This is a genomic window from Citrobacter sp. wls619, assembly GCF_005281345.1.
Classification (GTDB): domain Bacteria; phylum Pseudomonadota; class Gammaproteobacteria; order Enterobacterales; family Enterobacteriaceae; genus Citrobacter.
The window spans coordinates 63,927-82,942 of record NZ_SZXJ01000101.1 but is presented as its reverse complement, the minus strand read 5'-3'; the positions used below and the strand labels follow the sequence as shown (position 1 = coordinate 82,942).

General features: G+C 51.3%; 19 protein-coding genes. 6 read left to right on the top strand and 13 right to left on the bottom strand.

Annotated elements, in window-relative coordinates; all coding sequences use genetic code 11:
- Window positions 1-2: 2 nt before the first annotated feature.
- Genes citF through citC form a run of 4 tightly spaced genes read right to left on the bottom strand, consistent with a single transcriptional unit; the run spans window position 3 to window position 3,819 of the window.
- Window positions 3-1,535, bottom strand: coding sequence for a citrate lyase subunit alpha (citF, locus tag FDX19_RS22925; protein ID WP_040232565.1), 1,533 nt, complete (start codon window positions 1,533-1,535; stop codon window positions 3-5).
- A 9-nt stretch (window positions 1,536-1,544) separates the two neighbouring features.
- Window positions 1,545-2,453 (bottom strand): aldolase/citrate lyase family protein, encoded by a 909-nt coding sequence (locus FDX19_RS22920; protein ID WP_137384520.1) that lies wholly within the window; start codon window positions 2,451-2,453, stop codon window positions 1,545-1,547.
- Window positions 2,450-2,746: a citrate lyase acyl carrier protein gene (gene citD / locus FDX19_RS22915; protein WP_005120843.1), complete on the bottom strand. Its 297-nt coding sequence runs from the start codon at window positions 2,744-2,746 to the stop codon at window positions 2,450-2,452. The genes FDX19_RS22920 and citD overlap by 4 nt, the downstream gene beginning before the upstream one ends.
- The gene (citC, locus tag FDX19_RS22910) at window positions 2,743-3,819 is read right to left on the bottom strand and encodes a [citrate (pro-3S)-lyase] ligase (protein WP_137384519.1); all 1,077 of its coding nucleotides are present in this window, start codon (window positions 3,817-3,819) and stop codon (window positions 2,743-2,745) included. Before citC ends, citD begins: the two co-directional genes overlap by 4 nt.
- Before the next feature lie 389 nt (window positions 3,820-4,208).
- Between citC and dpiB the strand changes: the two genes are divergently transcribed.
- Both dpiB and dpiA read left to right on the top strand, forming a co-directional pair.
- The gene (dpiB, locus tag FDX19_RS22905) at window positions 4,209-5,870 is read left to right on the top strand and encodes a sensor histidine kinase DpiB (protein WP_137384518.1); all 1,662 of its coding nucleotides are present in this window, start codon (window positions 4,209-4,211) and stop codon (window positions 5,868-5,870) included.
- Window positions 5,839-6,519, top strand: a complete 681-nt coding sequence (gene dpiA, locus FDX19_RS22900; RefSeq protein WP_005120841.1) for a two-component response regulator DpiA — start codon at window positions 5,839-5,841, stop codon at window positions 6,517-6,519. Before dpiB ends, dpiA begins: the two co-directional genes overlap by 32 nt.
- Before the next feature lie 149 nt (window positions 6,520-6,668).
- Here dpiA and dcuC read toward each other — a convergent pair whose 3' ends face one another.
- The gene (gene dcuC / locus FDX19_RS22895; RefSeq protein WP_137384517.1) at window positions 6,669-8,051 is read right to left on the bottom strand and encodes an anaerobic C4-dicarboxylate transporter DcuC; all 1,383 of its coding nucleotides are present in this window, start codon (window positions 8,049-8,051) and stop codon (window positions 6,669-6,671) included.
- 458 nt (window positions 8,052-8,509) lie between these two features.
- Here dcuC and pagP point away from each other — a divergent pair, with 458 nt between their 5' ends.
- On the top strand, window positions 8,510-9,073 hold the full coding sequence (pagP, locus tag FDX19_RS22890; RefSeq protein WP_137384516.1) for a lipid IV(A) palmitoyltransferase PagP: 564 nt from the start codon (window positions 8,510-8,512) through the stop codon (window positions 9,071-9,073).
- 189 nt (window positions 9,074-9,262) lie between these two features.
- Entirely contained in the window at window positions 9,263-9,472 is a 210-nt protein-coding gene (cspE, locus tag FDX19_RS22885) for a transcription antiterminator/RNA stability regulator CspE (protein ID WP_000034825.1), read from the top strand.
- A 51-nt stretch (window positions 9,473-9,523) separates the two neighbouring features.
- On the opposite strand, the gene crcB is transcribed toward cspE, so the two are convergent.
- Entirely contained in the window at window positions 9,524-9,907 is a 384-nt protein-coding gene (crcB, locus tag FDX19_RS22880) for a fluoride efflux transporter CrcB (protein ID WP_043015566.1), read from the bottom strand.
- A 90-nt stretch (window positions 9,908-9,997) separates the two neighbouring features.
- Between crcB and FDX19_RS22875 the strand changes: the two genes are divergently transcribed.
- Both FDX19_RS22875 and tatE read left to right on the top strand, forming a co-directional pair.
- Entirely contained in the window at window positions 9,998-10,786 is a 789-nt protein-coding gene (locus FDX19_RS22875; RefSeq protein ID WP_137384515.1) for a deaminated glutathione amidase, read from the top strand.
- Window positions 10,787-10,914: 128 nt separating this feature from the next.
- A complete protein-coding gene (gene tatE / locus FDX19_RS22870) occupies window positions 10,915-11,118 on the top strand; it encodes a twin-arginine translocase subunit TatE (RefSeq protein WP_048212302.1) in 204 nt (67 codons plus the stop codon).
- Window positions 11,119-11,215: 97 nt separating this feature from the next.
- Here the strand turns inward: tatE and lipA are convergent, their stop codons facing one another.
- The 7 genes from lipA to mrdA form a co-directional block, all read right to left on the bottom strand.
- On the bottom strand, window positions 11,216-12,181 hold the full coding sequence (lipA, locus tag FDX19_RS22865) for a lipoyl synthase (RefSeq protein WP_003022702.1): 966 nt from the start codon (window positions 12,179-12,181) through the stop codon (window positions 11,216-11,218).
- 207 nt (window positions 12,182-12,388) lie between these two features.
- Entirely contained in the window at window positions 12,389-13,030 is a 642-nt protein-coding gene (gene lipB, locus FDX19_RS22860) for a lipoyl(octanoyl) transferase LipB (RefSeq protein WP_137384514.1), read from the bottom strand.
- A gap of 113 nt (window positions 13,031-13,143) precedes the next feature.
- Window positions 13,144-13,407, bottom strand: coding sequence for a DUF493 family protein YbeD (gene ybeD / locus FDX19_RS22855; RefSeq protein ID WP_000850547.1), 264 nt, complete (start codon window positions 13,405-13,407; stop codon window positions 13,144-13,146).
- A 106-nt stretch (window positions 13,408-13,513) separates the two neighbouring features.
- Window positions 13,514-14,725, bottom strand: a complete 1,212-nt coding sequence (gene dacA, locus FDX19_RS22850; RefSeq protein ID WP_137384513.1) for a D-alanyl-D-alanine carboxypeptidase DacA — start codon at window positions 14,723-14,725, stop codon at window positions 13,514-13,516.
- A gap of 142 nt (window positions 14,726-14,867) precedes the next feature.
- Window positions 14,868-15,968, bottom strand: a complete 1,101-nt coding sequence (gene rlpA / locus FDX19_RS22845; protein WP_137384512.1) for an endolytic peptidoglycan transglycosylase RlpA — start codon at window positions 15,966-15,968, stop codon at window positions 14,868-14,870.
- A 10-nt stretch (window positions 15,969-15,978) separates the two neighbouring features.
- On the bottom strand, window positions 15,979-17,091 hold the full coding sequence (mrdB, locus tag FDX19_RS22840; protein ID WP_003022718.1) for a peptidoglycan glycosyltransferase MrdB: 1,113 nt from the start codon (window positions 17,089-17,091) through the stop codon (window positions 15,979-15,981).
- A gap of 2 nt (window positions 17,092-17,093) precedes the next feature.
- Window positions 17,094-18,995 carry a peptidoglycan DD-transpeptidase MrdA gene (mrdA, locus tag FDX19_RS22835; RefSeq protein WP_137384511.1) on the bottom strand — a complete coding sequence of 634 codons (1,902 nt, stop codon included), beginning with the start codon at window positions 18,993-18,995 and terminating at the stop codon, window positions 17,094-17,096.
- Window positions 18,996-19,016 lie beyond the last annotated feature (21 nt).

Genomic DNA, 19,016 nt, shown 5'->3' with positions numbered 1-19,016 from the left:
GCTTATTCCTTCACCTGATGCACAACGTCAATCACTGAGCCATCGCGATAACGCACAACGGCAATCACGCGGTCAGTAAATTCGATAGCGCGTGGCTGACCGGTAAGCTGCTGTGCACGTTCGCGCAACCATTCAATGGACACGACTTTCATGCCCGCTTCTTGCAGACGTTCTGCCAGCTCAGGGCGTGCAGGGTTGACGGCGATACCGTGGTCAGTGACCAGGATATCAACGCTGGAACCCGGGGTTACGCAGGTCAGGACGTTATCAACCAGCGTCGGGATGCGTCCGCGAACCAGCGGGGCGACGATGATGGAAAGCGCTGCGGCAACCGCAGTATCACAGTGGCCACCGGATGCGCCGCGCAGTACGCCGTCAGAACCGGTCAGTACGTTAACGTTGAAGTTGGTATCTACTTCCAGCGCGCTCAGTACCACGACATCCAGACGATCAACAGAGGCGCCTTTTGAGCCCCAGTTGGCATACTGGTTAGCACTGATTTCAATGTGATTTGGATTGCGTGCCAGAGATTCTGCCGCATTACGGTCGAAGCTCTGTACATCCAGCAGTTTGCGGATTAAGCCTTTCTCATGCAGGTCAACGATGGTGGCAGTGATGCCGCCCAGCGCAAAGTCAGCACGGATGTCGCGGCTGCGCATTTTGTCTTCCAGGAAACGGGTAACGGCCAGAGACGCGCCGCCGGTTCCTGTCTGCAATGAAAAACCTTCTTTGAAGTAGCCGGAGTTAGCAATAACGTCTGCTGCGCTGCGGGCGATCAGCAATTCGCGCGGGTTGGTGGTCATGCGAGTGGCATCAGCACCAATTTTGTCAGCATCACCGACCTGGTCGATTTGTACAATCAGATCCACCTGATCCTGGGTAATGCTGGCTGGATTATGCGGGTAGGTCAGCAGCTGTTCGGTCAGCAGGACAACCTGTTTGGCGTTTTCAGCATCGACACGAGCGTAGCCCAGGGAGCCACAGCAGGCTTTACCTGTGTAACCGTTGGCGTTACCAAACGGGTCACAGGACGGTACGCCGAGGAAGGCGACATCAATGTTGAGTTCGCCGCTTTGTACCAGATGTACACGACCACCGTGAGAGTGGACCTGAACAGGTTCAGCCAGCAGACCGCGAGAGATCTCTTCTGCCAGCGGGCCACGCAGACCAGAAGTATAAATACGGCTGACGACACCCTGACGAATGTGTTCAACCAGCGGCGCATGGCAGTCGCTCAGGGAGCTGGAAGCCAGCGTCAGGTTTTTAAAGCCCATTGCAGCGATGGTATCCATCACCAGGTTGATCGTCAGATCGCCACCGCGGAAAGCGTGGTGGAAAGAGATGGTCATGCCATCCTGTAAGCCTGAACGGCGAATGGCCTCTTCCAGGTTAGCGCACAGCTTTTTGTTGCGCGGTTTTTGCGCCTGTAATTCAACTTTTGCGGTGCTCTGATAAGCGGAAAGCTCGCTTTCTGCATGACGGCTCCAGGTCGCCACGCGATCCTGTCGTTGAGACTGTTCGATTTTCTGCGTCATTTTTTTGCCTTATTCTTCGCGAATGCCGGAAAGTTCTGCACGGGAGATAACCAGAAGGGCGCGCTCGATAACCGGGCTGTCGACCATCTTGCCGTTCAGGGAAACTACGCCACGGCCTTCACGGGCGGCGGCTTCAGCGGCTTCTACCACCAGACGTGCGTGAGCCAGCTCTTTGCGCGTCGGGGCATACAGGTTGTGCAGGAGTTCAATCTGACGCGGGTTGATGAGCGACTTACCATCAAAACCCAGTTGCTTGATGTGTGCGGCTTCGTGCAGGAAACCCGCTTCGTTATTGGCATCGGAATAGACGGTATCGAACGCCTGAATGCCGGCAGAACGCGCAGCCTGCAGAATTGAGCACCGTGCAAACAGCAGTTCGGTGCCTTCCGGGGAGCGTTCGGTACGCAGGTTACGTACGTAGTCTTCTGCGCCGAGCGCAATACCGATTAGACGCTCGGAAGCGTGGGCAATTTCTACTGCGCGGGTAATACCTAATGGTGATTCGATAGCGGCCAACAAACCGGTGCTGCCGGGTTCACGACCACAGGCGTTTTCAATACGCAGGATTTCGCTTTCGATATCGGTGACATCCTGGGCGGTATCCGTTTTGGGTAAACGCACGATGTCAGCGCCACCGCGTACGACGGCTTCGAGGTCATTGATGCCCCATTCGGAGTCGAGGGCGTTAACGCGCACGATAGTTTCAACGTCGTGATACAGCGGATGCTGCAGCGCGTGATACACCATGCGGCGCGCAGTGTCTTTCTCACGCAGTGCGACGGAGTCTTCCAAGTCGAACATCAGCGCATCTGCCGGGTAGATGAATGAGTTGCTGACCATCGCGGCGTTAGCGCCTGGTACGAACAACATGCTGCGGCGTGTGCGGGATTTACGTTGTTGTAAAGAATCGGAAATCATTGGCAATCCTCCCATGGCAGTGCCGGAATGCCGCTGGCGCGGGCCAGTAATGCTTCCAGTCGCGCACGTAAAATGCAGTCCAGTGCGCCTTTATCATCAACATTTAATTGCACGCCGCGGACGTTATAGCGGGACAGAACGTCCAGAATGGTGGCCCTGATGGCATCACCGAACTGCTTTTCGACGCTACTGTTAACCTGCAGGTCAATATCCTGCGTATCGAGCGGGGCGATGCGGATCATCACATCACCGGACTCGAGAGTGCCTGCGACGGCTGCCTGGTTTATTTTCATTTTTCACCTGTTGCTAATGCGGGGGTATTTTGGCGGACTGTCGCAGCCGATGAGGTTCGCTCAACCATGCTTTGCAAGTAGTGCAGCGTGGCTTCGGGTACCAGGGATGCGATAGCCGTGAGATCTTTTTTAACCAGCAGCTTGCGTACCCAGGAGGCGGAAATCGGCATCTCCTGGAAACACAGCCGCTCAATTTCCACCAGTTCAATCGGCGGGGCGGGAAGTGTTGGGGTCTCCAGCCAGTAGCGCATATCGTTGTTGTACTGGGAGGTGACGGTGCAATACGGCTCAGTACCGACGAAACGGTGCGTAACGCCGAGTGCCGGGGCCAGGTACTGACGGAAAATTTTCAGGTCTATTTCGGTGTAGCAGTGGTTAATAACGCTCTGCTCTTTAATGAAGTAGCACGGGAACGTGGCGCGAGAAATGATGTATTCCGAACCGCGGTGTACGGTTAAACGTGGAATATCTTTTGTCCCTTTGAGTACCAGGTCCAGTCGGTCTTCATACGGGAAACGCGAGGTATCTTCTTTCACCAAAAACAGATGCAGCCAGTCGCACTGTGCGGCGGCTTGTTGGATCAGAAAACGGTGCCCGTTGGTGAAGGGGTTGGCGTTCATCACGATACAGCCAATTTTTTTCCCTTCACGGCGCTGTTTCGCCAGTGATTCCGCGTAGCGTTTCAGGCGAGTGGTGCTGTTTTCCATCAACACCATAATGCCGGGCACGCTGGTCAGCGTCGAAAAACCGCACTGCTTAAACAGTGACTCATACTCGGTTTTGGTATAGATGAAGAGATGGGTGCAATGCCGCTCGTAGGCGAGGTTGATTAACTCAGTCGCCAGCGTCAGCGCTAAGCCTTCACCGCGCACGGATTCACAGATCGCGACGCATTTAATGATATTGCCGGCGATACCGCCACAGGCGATCAGGCGGTCGTTACGGGTGACGGTGATAAATACTTCGACGGTGGTATCAACGCTCAAATCGTTCTCTTTCAGAAATTGAGCGATAACCGCCATCTTTTTATTTTCTGAGCGTTTAACTTGCGTGAATATATTATTACCGAACATAGTAAATAGAGCCCCGATGGTATATTTGTTACTGGGTTTCTGTTTTTGTTGCTCTGTTTAGCAACCTGATAACGTTTTGTTTGCAATTGAAGGGAATGTTTTTTTATTACGGAGTATTTCTTTTTTTCCCTGCTGCATACATCGTAAGGAGTATTTTGGCGGTAAATTTTGATTTATTTCACAATAAGTTAGATGGTTTTAATGTGTTTTATGGTTTTAAGTTTTTTAATTAATTTAACCCGGAAATAGCGTGTGGTTTTTATTTGTTTAATTGATTTAAGGTGGGGAATCTGTAACGATCCTATTTTAGGCCGTGGCTTGTAAATAAAACATTTTTATTACAAATACAACGAAAAATAAGTTTCGGTTAACGTCGGTGAGGAAAAAACATGTCGGAAAAGAAAAATAAAACACGGTTTCCTTTTTTTCGCAGCCTGGCGTTTCCGTTGCGTATCTTTCTCCTCATTCTGGTCGTTTCTGTTTTTATCATCGCGGCGTTAGCACAATACTTTACCGCCAGCTTTGAAGATTATCTGGCAACGCATGTTCGCGATATGGCAATGAATCAGGCGAAAATTATCGCCTCGAACGACAGCATTATTGCTGCCGTAAAGCACCGTGATTACGAGCGTCTGGCAACGATAGCGGATAAGTTGCAGAGCGGGACTGACTTTGACTATGTGGTTATCGGTGATACCCACTCGATCCGTCTTTACCACCCTAATCCGGATAAAATTGGCTACCCCATGCAGTTCACCAAGCCCGGCGCACTGGAGAAAGGGGAAAGCTATTTCATTACCGGTAAAGGGTCTATCGGAATGGCGATGCGCGCCAAAACCCCTATCTTTGATGATGATGGTAAAATCATCGGTGTTGTCTCAATTGGCTACCTGATCAGTAAAATCGACAGCTGGCGCTCGGATTTCTTACTTCCGATGGCAGGGGTGTTCATTCTGTTGTTACTGGTGCTTATGTTACTTTCCTGGTTTTTTGCCGCCCATATCCGACGCCAGATGTTGGGTATGGAGCCCAAACAAATCGCACGGGTGGTACGTCAGCAGGAAGCGCTGTTTAGCTCAGTGTACGAAGGCTTAATTGCTGTTGATCCTGACGGGTGCATTACGGCGATAAACCGCAGTGCGAGAAAAATGCTGGGGCTCTCGTCGCCTGGACGTAAGTGGTTAGGTAAGCCGATTGCGGATGTCGTTCAGCCAGCAGATTTTTTTACCCAGCAGATTGCGGAAAAGCGCCAGGATGCGATGGTTAACTTCAATGGGTTGAGTGTGATTGCCAACCGCGAGGCTATCCGCTCAGGCGATGAACTGCTCGGGGCTATCATCAGCTTTCGTAGCAAAGATGAAATTGCGACTCTGAATGCCCAGCTAACACAAATCAAACAGTATGTAGAAAGCCTGAGAACACTACGTCATGAACACCTGAACTGGATGTCCACCATCAATGGTCTGCTACAAATGAAAGAGTATGACCGGGTGCTGGCCATGGTTCAGGGAGAGTCGCAGGCGCAGCAGCAACTCATTGATAGTCTGCGTGGCGCTTTCGCCGATCGTCAGGTTGCAGGCCTGCTGTTTGGCAAGGTACAGCGTGCGCGGGAACTGGGTCTCACAATGACCATTGTGCCTGGCAGTCAACTGCATAAACTTCCTGAGGGGTTGGATAGCACAGAGTTTGCAGCAATTGTTGGCAATCTGCTTGATAATGCGTTTGAAGCCAGTTTGCGTACCCAGCAGGGTAACAAGGTCGTTGAACTCTATCTGAGCGATGAGGGCGATGAGGTGATCATCGAAGTCGCCGATCAAGGTTGTGGCGTACCGGAAGCATTGCGCGAAAAAATATTTGAACAGGGTGTGAGCACTCGTACTGATGAACCAGGCGAACATGGCATCGGTTTGTATCTGATTGCAAGTTATGTGAGGCGCTGTAATGGGGTTATTACGCTCGAAGATAACTCCCCCTGCGGTACCTTATTTTCTTTATTTCTTCCGAAAGTGAAAAAAAACAATGACGGAACCATTAACGCTGTTGATCGTTGAGGATGAAACGCTACTGGCGGAAATGCATGCTGAATATATCCGCCATATACCCGGTTTCAGCCAGATATGGCTGGCGGGTAATCTTGCGCAGGCAAGAATGATGATTGAGCGTTTTAAGCCCGGTTTGATTCTTCTTGATAACTACTTGCCGGATGGCAAGGGCATAACGCTGTTACACGAGCTGACTCAGGCACGCTACCCTGGCGGCGTGGTGTTTACCACGGCAGCCAGTGATATGGATACGGTCTCAGAAGCCGTACGCAGCGGGGCTTTTGATTATCTGGTTAAACCCATAGCCTACGAGCGACTGGGGCAGACGCTTACCCGGTATCAGCAACGCAGAAGAATGTTGGCCGGTAATGACAGTGCCAGCCAAAAACAGATCGATGAAATGTTTAATGCCTATGCGCGCGGTGAGCCGAAAGGGGATTTGCCGACGGGGATCGACGCGCTAACGCTGAATGCGGTACTGAAGTTGTTTGCTGACCCGACGGTGCATCATACTGCGGAAACGATCGCCCAGGCGCTTACCATCAGCCGTACAACATCCAGACGCTACCTGGAGTACTGTGCCAGCCGCCATTTGATCATTGCGGAGATTATTCACGGGAAGGTAGGTAGACCGCAGCGTATTTACCACGGCGGCTAATACACGTCATCCTTTAAGCTGCCTCTTTGTTGGCTGCGTGCAGAAACCCCAGTCACATAGTTATCTATGCTCCTGGGGATGTCTTCACTTGCCGCCGCGATGCAGCATAAATGATTTTGTGTATTAAGGTCAGGTATTGACAGGTATCGTTAACCGCCAATCAGGGCAGACGTTGCCGGTACCATCACTTCCGTGGCGATAATCACAATCAGCAGTCCGACCATCACCGGAACAGACGTCCGTTTTACGACTTCAAACGGTGAAATCTTCGCCATCCCTGCGACAGCCACAACCACACCGGATACTGGGGAGATTGTGCGTCCGAGGTTTGACGCCTGCAGCATTGGGATCGAAAGGTAGGCAGGGTTGATCCCGGAAGAGTGCGCCAGTTTTGGGATCATCTCAACGAAGGCGTAGAAAGGTGCGTTACCGGAGCCCGTGGTCATTGCGGCCAGCATGGTCAGAATCACCAGGACCAGCATCAGAATAATACTTGCAGAACCAAATGAGGTGGCGATAGAGATCAGACTCTGAATAAAGCCAATGGTGCTCAGACCCTGAGCAAATACACCGGCTGCAACTAACAGCATGACGACGTTAGCAAAGGCATCTGCCATGCCGCGGTAGGCCACTTCCAGACCTGAGAAAACCTTCTGGGTATTGAACCCGCGGATGAACTCCAGCACTGCGGCAATAAGCATGCACAGCACCAGAATCGTGATGATGTGCAGTTGCGGGCCCCATTTACCATCAAAAATCAGTACGCCGACGATCGGGGTAAACGGCAGGATGGCATAAAACGAAGGGGCTGTGGTGGTGATTTCTGCCACATCTAACATTTCGTGAGAGATGTTCTCTTTTTTATCCAGATAGCGCTGCCAGAAGTAATGGGCAATCGCCATACCAATAATGGCAGCAATGGAAATCGGCAGCGTGGTTTTAAACGCGAAGTCGATCAGTGGCATTTCCGCTGCTTTTGCAGCCAGCACGACATCCCCGGAAGTTGGAGAAAGAATGATGGCGGCAGGGGAGGCGCAAATGGCCGCCGCAGCACCACGACTGATCCCAACGTTAACCATGACCGGAAAGAGTGTCGCCATCAACAGCACGCCCAGCCCGGTTGCCGAAGAGACGGCCAGTGACATCAGGCAGGCAACAAAATAGGCGGCAATCATGAGCATGTAAGGCGAGTTGATATATTGCAGGGGTTTGGAGGCCAGCTTAACGACCATATCGTTCGCGCCGATATGCGTCATGTAGGCGGCAAAACCACACAACATCATAATCATCATGCCAAGGTCGCCGCCGCGGCTCATCAGCAAAATTTTAATATATTCAACAATATCTGTCGCGGTGTAACCGGTACTTTCGGCACTGCCGGGCAGAACTTTATGTCCCATCAGGGCGCTGATAATCAATAAAACCAGCCCCCCGACAAACAATACGCCGGTCGCGGAATAACCTTTAATGATGTAGCGAGCTACACCCACAATAACAACGACTCCAATAAGGAGTTCTATAAATGTCAACATTGTTTCCCCTGTCATATTGACGCCCAGAAAGTAAAAAAACTAAAAAAAGCATAAAGCGGTGTGAGAATGTGCCTAATAAACACCGGCTCCTTGCTGATTAAAATCAATAAAAATACGGATTCAACCGATGGCGCAGGCGTTTTTTCAACATAGCGGATGAGAAGGGCGTACCGCAATCAAAAACTGTGAACCACTCTGGTTTTATGTGTTGTTTTGCCTCGAGATGATGCATTGATGTTAATTAATTGTGATTTATTTTGGTGTTTGTGCGTAAAGGAAGCTGGATAATAGAAATAAGAGCGCGTGTTATATATAAAAACCATAATAAATATAATGATAATAATCTGGAATTTATAAGTGGAGAATATTCTGATTTTTTATTAGCGCCTCTTTGTTAAGCTAACATTAAGGTTTTGTTTGCTACAATTAATACTAACTCCCAGGATGGTAATTAAGTCGTGATTGTCGCTAAACGTTATTTTCTCATTTTTTCATTTCTTTTTATTCAGTTAGCCTTTATTCCCCAGGGTTTTACTGAGGATAAAGGGTGGTTTGATACCTTTAAAGATAATGTCAGTGAAACCTGGCAGCAGCCCGAACATTATGATCTGTATGTGCCGGCCATTACCTGGCATGCGCGTTTTGCCTACGATAAAGACAAAACGGATCGCTACAATGAACGCCCCTGGGGGGCTGGATTTGGCCAATCCCGTTGGGATGATAAAGGTAACTGGCACGGGCTCTATATAATGGCCTTTAAGGATTCCTACAATAAATGGGAACCGATCGGCGGCTATGGCTGGGAAAAAACCTGGCGGCCGCTGGCCGATGAAAACTTCCATACAGGTCTCGGTTTTACCGCCGGTTTCACCGCGCGCGATAACTGGAACTATATTCCCGTGCCATTGATCCTGCCGTTGGCCTCGATAGGCTATGGCCCGGCGACATTCCAGATGACCTACATTCCGGGTACGTATAACAACGGAAATGTCTACTTTGCCTGGATGCGTTTCCAGTTTTGACAGACTACCTGTATTGTCAGGTGGATTATTATAAACTTGTTTAAAAACAGGTGGATATGTTGTTTGACTGAAAAATAACGCGACATTTATCACTTTTTGACAAAGTTCGACTGGACAAAGTGCACCACAATTGTTGTACTGATACCCGACACAGCATTTGTGTCTATTTTTCATGTAAAGGTAATTTTGATGTCTAAGATTAAAGGTAACGTTAAGTGGTTTAATGAGTCCAAAGGATTCGGTTTCATTACTCCGGAAGATGGCAGCAAAGACGTGTTCGTACACTTCTCTGCAATCCAGACCAATGGTTTTAAAACTCTGGCTGAAGGTCAGCGCGTAGAGTTCGAAATCACTAACGGTGCCAAAGGCCCTTCTGCTGCAAACGTAATCGCTCTGTAAGCATACGACAGCAAGAATTCAAAACCCGCTTAATTGCGGGTTTTTTTTCGCCTAGTGTGCAGGAGAGGCTGAAACCAGCCAGAATGCCAGAGCCGTCATCGCAAATGACCCTAACAGGTTAACCAGCACATTCACCATTGCCCAACCAAAGCGTCCTTCTTGTAGCAAAAACACCACTTCTGCCGAGAAGGTTGAAAACGTCGTCAGCCCCCCGCAGAAACCGGTGGTAATGAGCACTTTCCACATTGGATCAATGTTTGTCATGCGGTTAAACCACGCCAGCCCCATGCCAATAATAAACGCGCCAATCAGATTTGCTGCCAGCGTACCGAATGGGATGGCCTGATGCAGCGGATTGAACCGCATGCTTAACATCCATCTTGCTACGCTTCCTGTACCGCCACCGATAAAAACTGCTAAAAGGAGTTGTAACACTGTGTAATCCTGCTATTTGATTGTATATAGCGTGAGTGTAACGCTGAATAATTGTTGTTGGCGAGCTTAACCGATTTTTCTGGAGGGAATATGTTTGTTGCAGCAGGGCAATTTGCCGTGGGTCCCTCGTGGGAAAAAAATGCGGAAACGTGTGTCCAGTTGATGTCTCAGGCCGCAGGAGAGGGAGCATCGCTGTTGGTATTGCCGGAAGCGCTGTTGGCCCGTGACGATCTCGACCCCGATCTATCGGTGAAGTCAGCTCAGCTACTGGAGGGCGGTTTTCTGACCCGGCTACAGCGAGAGAGCGCGCAAAACGAGATGACGACGATCCTGACGATTCATGTTCCCTCTGTACCTGGCCGGGCGTTGAACATGCTGATTGCGCTACGGGGAGGCCGGGTTGTTGCCCACTACGCAAAATTACATCTCTATGATGCCTTTTCGATTCAGGAGTCGCGGAATGTCGATGCAGGGGACGCCATAGCGCCATTGCTGGACGTAGACGGATTAAAGGTAGGGTTAATGACCTGCTATGATCTGCGCTTTCCTGAGCTGGCATTGGCGCTCGCGTTACAGGGGGCTGAAATCCTGGTCTTACCGGCTGCCTGGGTTCGTGGTTCGCTAAAAGAGCATCATTGGACAACGCTGCTGGCGGCAAGAGCCCTGGATGCAACCTGTTATGTGATTGCTGCGGGGGAGTGTGGTAACAAGAATATCGGTCAGAGCCGGGTTATCGATCCGTTTGGCGTGACGATTGCCGCTGCGGCGGAAACGCCCGCGCTGATAATGACGGAGGTTTCTGCTGAGCGGGTGAGGCAGGTCAGGGCGCAACTTCCTGTGTTACGTAACCGCCGCTTTGCGCCACCGCAATTATTATGACGTTTTTTTAAACAAGGCTTGATTCACCTTGTTACAGATTGCTATTGTGTGCGCGCGTCGAAAGGCCGTTAATATTCTCAGGTTAATATGGCGCTTTATGCAGCCTGGTTTAAGTTAAGAAGGTATCTATGGGTGAGATTAGTATTACCAAACTGCTGGTGGTTGCCGCACTGGTCGTTCTGCTGTTTGGTACCAAGAAGTTACGTACGCTGGGTGGAGACCTGGGAACGGCAATTAAAGGCTTCAAGAAAGCGATGAACGATGATAATGCCGATGCTAAGAAAGATGCTGACGGTAGCGTTCAGACGGAGAAGCTTTCCCATAAAGAGTAATGTCAGGAGCACGATGCTCATACTGCATACTCTGCATGAAAAAAAACCGGCAATTGCCGGTTTTTTTATTGCTGAAATGTAAGTGAGTATTACACGATCACTTCACTTCCAGCCCTTTCGCCTGCATGTCCGCATGGTAAGAAGAACGAACAAATGGGCCGCAGGCTGCATGGGTAAAGCCCATTGCCATGGCTTCAGCCTTCATCTCATCAAACTCGTCCGGGCTTACATAGCGCTGAACCGGCAGGTGATGGCGGCTTGGCTGTAGATACTGACCCAGCGTCAGCATGGTCACGCCATGGCTGCGCAGATCGCGCATAACCTCAATGATTTCAGCATTGGTTTCACCCAGACCCACCATCAGACCGGATTTGGTTGGGATCTCAGGGTGCGCTTCCTTGAAACGTTCCAGAAGCTTCAGTGACCAGTTGTAATCAGCCCCAGGGCGTACGTTGCGATATATACGCGGAACGTTCTCGAGGTTATGGTTAAACACGTCTGGCGGGGTGGCCGTGAGGATATCCAGCGCACGATCCATACGACCACGGAAGTCAGGTACCAGCGTTTCGATTTTAATCGACGGGCTTTTCTCACGAATAGCGGTGATGCAGTCAGCAAAGTGCTGGGCGCCGCCATCGCGCAGATCGTCGCGGTCAACGGAGGTAATGACCACATAGCGCAGCGCCATGTCTGCAATCGTCTGAGCCAGTTTTAACGGCTCGTTAGCATCAGGAGCAACCGGACGGCCATGGGCAACGTCGCAGAATGGGCAACGGCGGGTACAGATTGCGCCGAGGATCATAAAGGTTGCAGTGCCGTGATTGAAACATTCAGCCAGGTTAGGGCAGGACGCTTCTTCGCAGACAGAGTGCAGGCCATTTTTGCGCATCGCTGCTTTGATACCCTGGATGCGAGTGGAGTCCGCTGGCAGTTTTATTTTCATCCATTCCGGTTTACGCAGCAGGGCTTCGCGCTCTGTTGCTACATTTTTTACCGGGATAAGAGCCATCTTATCGGCATCGCGGTATTTAACACCGCGTTCCATCACAATGGGTTTACTCATAGCTTGCGTGTTCCAGTTGCGAATTACGAAGGAAAGCGTTTCAATTCAAGGGAATGTTGCATTTATCAACTATTTTTGAATTAGTGATACGCAGTATATCATTGAAACGGGCCAGAAAGCAGCCTGACAGGCTGGCAAAATGTAAAATAGTTGTTGTTTTGTGCCATTTGCCACAACATATGCTGCGGCAAACGATAACCTGTTTTCTCAGTCTGCGATGTACTCGTGGGGGGGGTTGCCCAACAGCGCTAAAATGTTAGCCAGTAGACGAGGACGCACGCTCTCGGTTGTTGCCGTACTGTCCCACTGCGAGACTTTTGCCATTTCCATTCCGGCATAGCCACAGGGGTTGATGCGCAGGAAAGGTGACAGGTCCATATCTACGTTGAGCGCTAAGCCGTGAAACGAGCAGCCTCTCCGGATACGTAACCCTAACGAGCAGATTTTCTTTTCGCCGACATAGACCCCCGGCGCATCAGCACGCGGATGGGCGTCAATACCTATCTCCGCAAGCGTATTCACCACGGTTTGTTCCAGCAGTGTGACCAGTTCACGCACGCCCAGTTTGCGGCGTTTGAGGTTCAACAGAACATACATAACCTGCTGACCGGGTCCGTGGTATGTCACCTGACCGCCCCGATCGCTCTGGATAACGGGAATATCACCGGGCATCAGTACGTGCTCTGCTTTACCGGCCTGACCCTGGGTAAAGACAGGATAATGCTCTACCAGCCAGATTTCATCATGACTGTTTTCATCACGGGTATCGGTGAATTCGTGCATGGCCTGAGAGACTGGCTCGTAGGGCAGAAGACCGAGCTGGCGGACCAGAATTTTATCCTGATACAAAACGGCATCTCCGTAGATACTCACACAGAGTAGAGAATGTTAAAGAGGGGAAAAGTATATCACAGGAGGGTGGGGTTACCCGAGCGGGGATGCAGCGGGTAACCGACAGGTTTTTACAGCACCATACGTACGATGTCGATATTACCTAATTCTTCGTACAGCGTTTCAACCTGCTCAATGTGTGTCGCATTAATAGTGATTGAGACCGAGTGGTAGTTGCCTTTGCTGCTCGGTTTTACCGTTGGGGAGTAATCACCTGGCGCATGGCGCTGTACCACTTCAACCACCTGATCAACCAGCTCAGGCAACGCCTGCCCCATTACTTTGTAAGTAAATGGAGTAGGGAATTCAAGCAGTTCGTTAAGTTTGGTTTTCATGTCAGCTCCGGCGTTACATCAAAAAATAATAACTCCCACAGAGCGTGGGAGTTATCTGGATACTTAGTATATGGGGACGTAAATCACACTTTCAAGTGTTCGATTTTTAGCCAAACCAGTGATGGAACATTAATTTAATGTAATCAATGATTTTACCAAAGAAGTTGCCTTCCGGGATTTCCTGCAGAACCACCAGCGGACGCTGCTCAATGGTTTTGCCATCAAGCTGGAAGTTGATGGTGCCGACAACCTGGTTTTTCTGCAGCGGAGCATGCAGTTCCGTCGTGTTCAGAACATAGCTGGCTTTCAGATCTTTCATGCGGCCGCGTGGAATCGTCAGGTAGACATCTTTATCGACACCTAATGACGCACGATCGGTATTACCAAACCAGGCGGGCTCTGAGGCAAACTCTTTGCCGACTTTCAGCGGATTCACGGTTTCAAAGAAACGGAAGCCCCAGGTCAGCAGCTTTTTACTTTCGGTTTCACGACCTTTATAGGTGCGACCGCCCATCACGGCGGAGATCAGACGCATCTGACCTTCGGTCGCGGAGGCCACAAGGTTATAACCCGCTTTGTCAGTATGGCCGGTTTTGATACCGTCAACATTCAGGCTGTTATCCCACAGCAGACCGTTACGGTTGAGCTGGCGGATACCGTTAAAGGTGAACTCTTTTTCTTTATAGATAGAGTACTCGTTGGGTACATCGCGGATCAGCGCCTGACCAATCAGCGCCATATCGCGAGCTGAGCTGTACTGGCCTTCTGCATCCAGGCCATGTACGGTCTGGAAGTGGGTGTTTTTCAGCCCCAGCGCATTAACATAGCTGTTCATCAGGCCGACGAAAGCGTCCTGACTTCCGGCAGAAAAGTCTGCCATTGCCACGCAAGCATCGTTACCGGATTGCAGGTTGATACCACGGATTAGCTGCGATACTGGCACCTGCATGCCCGGCTTGAGGAACATCAGGGATGAACCTTTAAAGACAGGGTTGCCCGTAGCCCAGGCGTCGTTGCCGACGGTGACCAAATCGGTTTCTTTGAATTTCCCGGCTTTCATTGCCTGTCCGATGACGTAGCTGGTCATCATTTTGGTCAGGCTGGCGGGATCGCGGCGAGAGTCCGCATTCTGTTCTGCCAGAACTTTGCCTGAATTGTAGTCAATCAGGATATACGACTCCGCATCGATCTGCGGAACACCCGGGATCATGGTTTTAATATTCAGGTCATCTGCATGGGCAGCAGAAAGAGAGGCTGCGCAGAGAGCCGCGGTGAGCGCCATGCGCTGCACGAAACGAGCGGAAAAAGTGGTCTTCATGGTCTGAACTACGACGTCCGTGGTGAAATTAAAAAAAGTGCCCTACTATAGCAAATGCATAACTCACAGGCATCTGACTTTCCGCGTGACTTTGTTAATGTCGTTTACAGAAATTGACAACTCAGATGCCTGATTTACGTTATTACACGCCGGTGATGAAGGACTGTAATTGCGCCTCGGATTGAAGACGCTGTTGCAGTGTGGAGGCTTCAGCCTTGCTGGCGAATGGCCCCATCTGAATACGCCAAACGGCACCGTTTTGCACGACCCGGCCCGGAACGCCAAACTGCTGACTTAAACGCTTTTGATACTGCTGCGCGCGCGCCTGCTCGCTTACCGCACCAACCTGAACGACATAACGACCGTTGGCTGCGGTTGCCGGAGTAGCAACGGCGGCGGGTGCTGCTGCGACAGTCGGTGTGGTGGCTGGCACAGCCACAGGGGCGGCCGGTTGTGGCGCTGGCGTCGGTTCGCTACCTTCAAGCACGCCGGAAGCGAGCGTGGTCGGTGCGCCGAGGAAACCACCGCTGTTTACTGGTGCTCCGGTAGGGTCATCGCTTTTCAGCGTGGAATTGCTGATCGGGCGGATATCACCCTGCGGCTGACCCGCATCCGGTGTAGCAGGCATGCTGCCGCCGCCGCTTAAGTCAGGGCGTGAGGGCAGGGCATAGGTTTGTTTGGCCACTGTTGTACAGGCCATACCTGGGCCGGACAGAGAGCCATCCTGTGCGACAATGATAGGATCAATACGCACTTTCGTGTTGTTAGAGGTATTCAGACGATCGGCTGCTGCTCGCGACAGCGAAACGACACGATCGTTGCCATAGGGGCCACGATCGTTAATGCGTACGACGATCATTCGACCGTTTGCCAGGTTAGTAATTCTGGCATAGCTTGGGATGGGCAGCGTTGGGTGCGCAGCGGTCAGCTGCATCGGGTCGAACGCTTCACCAGAGGCGGTCAAATTACTTCCCGGCTCCGCATCGTAAATGGCGGCCAGTCCAGCCTGACTAAAGCGGGAGGGATCCTGGACTATCTTGTAGCTCTTACCGTCACGCTGATAGTCCTGATTCGCCGTCGGGTTCAGGGGTTCAAAGCGCGGATCGGCTCCGCTGATTTCAACAATCGGACCATTACACACCGCAGGCTGCGGCGCGACGGCAGCCTGTTGCTGACCATCATCACTTGAACACGCCGCGAGCATTCCTGCTGCGATGCAGATTCCAATCCACTGCTTACGCATTGCGTACCCCTTACACGCTTTTCGACAACATTTTTCTATGGGTGTGGATCGACATGACAATCCCGAACCCGGCCATCAGCACGATCAGTGCAGAGCCTCCGTAACTGACCAGTGGGAGTGGAACCCCAACTACAGGCAGAATACCGCTCACCATACCAATATTTACGAAGACATAAACGAATAATATCAACATTAAACCACCGGCCATGACGCGACCAAAGGTTGTTTGTGCGTGGGCGGCGATCCACAATCCGCGCATAATCAGCAAAATGTACAGGGCAAGCAGGATTAAAATCCCGACCAGACCCAGCTCTTCCGCCAGTACTGCAAAGATAAAGTCAGTATGACGTTCGGGCAAAAACTCCAACTGCGACTGCGTACCATGCAACCAGCCTTTGCCGCGTAGCCCACCTGAACCAATAGCAATTTTAGACTGAATAATGTGATAGCCCGCGCCCAGCGGATCGGTTTCCGGGTCGAGAAGCATCATCACGCGTTGCCGCTGGTAATCATGCATCAGGAAAAACCACAGTATTGGAATAAATGCGGCCACCAGAACCACAGCAACGCCGATTAAACGCCAGCTCAACCCGGAGAGGAACAGGACAAACAGGCCGGAAAGAGCGACCAGGATTGAGGTTCCAAGGTCAGGCTGCGCGGCAACCAGCAGCGTGGGCATAAAAATGAGCACCAGCGCGATAGCCGTATTCTTCAGCGACGGTGGGCAGACATCGCGGTTGATAAAGCGCGCCACCATCAGCGGGACGGCTATCTTGGCAATTTCCGAGGGCTGAAAACGCACGATACCCAAATCCAGCCAACGTTGTGCGCCTTTGGAAATAGCGCCGAAGGCATCGACAGCAACCAACAGGATGATACAGAAGATATAGAGGTACGGCGCCCAGCCTTCATAGACTCTGGGGGGAATTTGCGCCATCACGACCATGATGACCAGCCCCATAGCGATCTGGCCGACCTTGCGTTCCATCATGCCAATATCCTGGCCGCTGGCGCTCCAGATGACCAGCGAGCTGTATACCAGCAGAGCCAGCAAGATAAGCAACATTGTGGGATCGATATGAATTTTGTCCCAGAATGTCTTTTTGTTCGGATTATCCGTCACGATTATTGGTCCTCACCTGCTGCAACCGCCGGGTTTTCAGCAGGCAGATTGGTGTTGTTGTCGCCCAACATAATGTGGTCAAGGATCTGGCGCATGAGTGTACCTACCGCCGGACCGGCCCCACCGTTTTCGAGGATCATCGCGACAGCGACCTCGGGTTTGTCATAGGGCGCGAATGCAGTCATCAGTTTGTGGTCGCGTAAACGTTCGGCGATCTTATGTGCGTTATAGGTTTCATTGGCTTTCAGGCCAAATACCTGCGCGGTACCGGATTTCGCCGCAATTTTGTAGGGTGCGCCAGCAAAATACTTGTGCGCAGTCCCATTAGGGCGATTCGCTACACCGTACATACCGTCTTTGGCAATTTCCCAGTAGCCAGAATGAATGTCACCGACAGGAGGCTCATGTGGCTGTACCCACGGCACTTGCTTGCCGTTTTCCGCTGTGCTCATCAGCAGATGCGGGACTTTCACCATGCCGTCGTTGATGAGGATCATCAGCGCTTTACTCATCTGGATAGGTGTTGCTGTCCAGTAGCCCTGACCGATACCGACAGGGATTGTATCACCCTGGTACCAGGGCTTTTTAAACCGTTTTTGCTTCCACTCGCGGGTTGGCATGTTACCCGCGCGCTCTTCAGCGAGATCGATGCCGGTATAATGGCCGTAACCAAACTTGCTCATCCACTCAGAAAGACGGTCAATCCCCATATCATAGGCGATTTGATAGAAAAACGTATCCGCGGACTCTTCCAGAGAACGGGTGATGTTCAGATGACCGTGACCCCATTTTTTCCAGTCACGGTAACGTTTCTCTGAACCGGGTAATTGCCACCAGCCCGGATCGAATAGCCCGGTATTGCGGGTAATCACGCCTGCGCTTAACGCAGAGACCGCAACATAAGGTTTAACCGTGGACGCCGGAGGGTAAACGCCCTGCGTGGCGCGGTTAACCAGTGGGGTGTTGGGGTCATTGAGCAACCCGGAATAATCTTTGCTGGAGATGCCGTCCACGAACAGGTTCGGATCGTAGCTCGGCATAGAGACCAGTGCCAGGACACCGCCGGTACGTGGGTCTGTGACCACGACGGCGGCACGGCTACCCGCCAGCAGCGTTTCAATGTATTGCTGGAGTTTTAGATCAAGCGTCAGATAGATATCGTGCCCGGCCTGCGGGGCGACTTCTTTGAGCTGTCGAATGACGCGGCCACGGTTATTGACTTCAAGCTCTTCATAACCGGTTTGACCATGAAGTACGTCTTCGTAATAGCGTTCGATACCCAGCTTGCCGATGTCATGCGTGGCTGCGTAGTTGGCCAACTTGCCGTCTTTATCCAGACGTTCAACGTCTTTATCGTTGATTTTCGATACGTAGCCAATCACATGGGTCAGTGCAGAGCCGTACGGATAATAGCGGCGTTTATAGCCTTTGACCTCGACGCCGGGGAAACGATACTGATTCACGGCAAAGCGTGCGACCTGAACTTCAGTCAGATTGGTTTTTACCGGGATCGAGGTGAAGCGGTGCGAGCGGGCGCGCTCTTTTTTAAAGGCTGCGATGTCGTCATCGGTCAGATCCACGACGTTGCGTAGCGCGTCGAGGGTATCCTGAATATTGTCGACCTTCTCCGGCATCATCTCTATTTGATAAATAGTGCGGTTAAGGGCGAGAGGAATTCCGTTGCGGTCGTATATGATGCCGCGGCTGGGGGCGATAGGCACCAGTTTGATGCGGTTCTCGTTCGAACGGGTCTGATAGTCAGTAAAACGAACGATTTGCAGATTATAAAGATTGGCAATTAGCACGCCAGTGAGCAGCAAAATCCCCAAAAAAGCGACCAGCGCCCGGCGCACAAACAGCGCGGACTCAGCCGTATAGTCGCGAAAAGAATTCTGTAGTTTCATCCGCTGCTTAATCTACTCAAG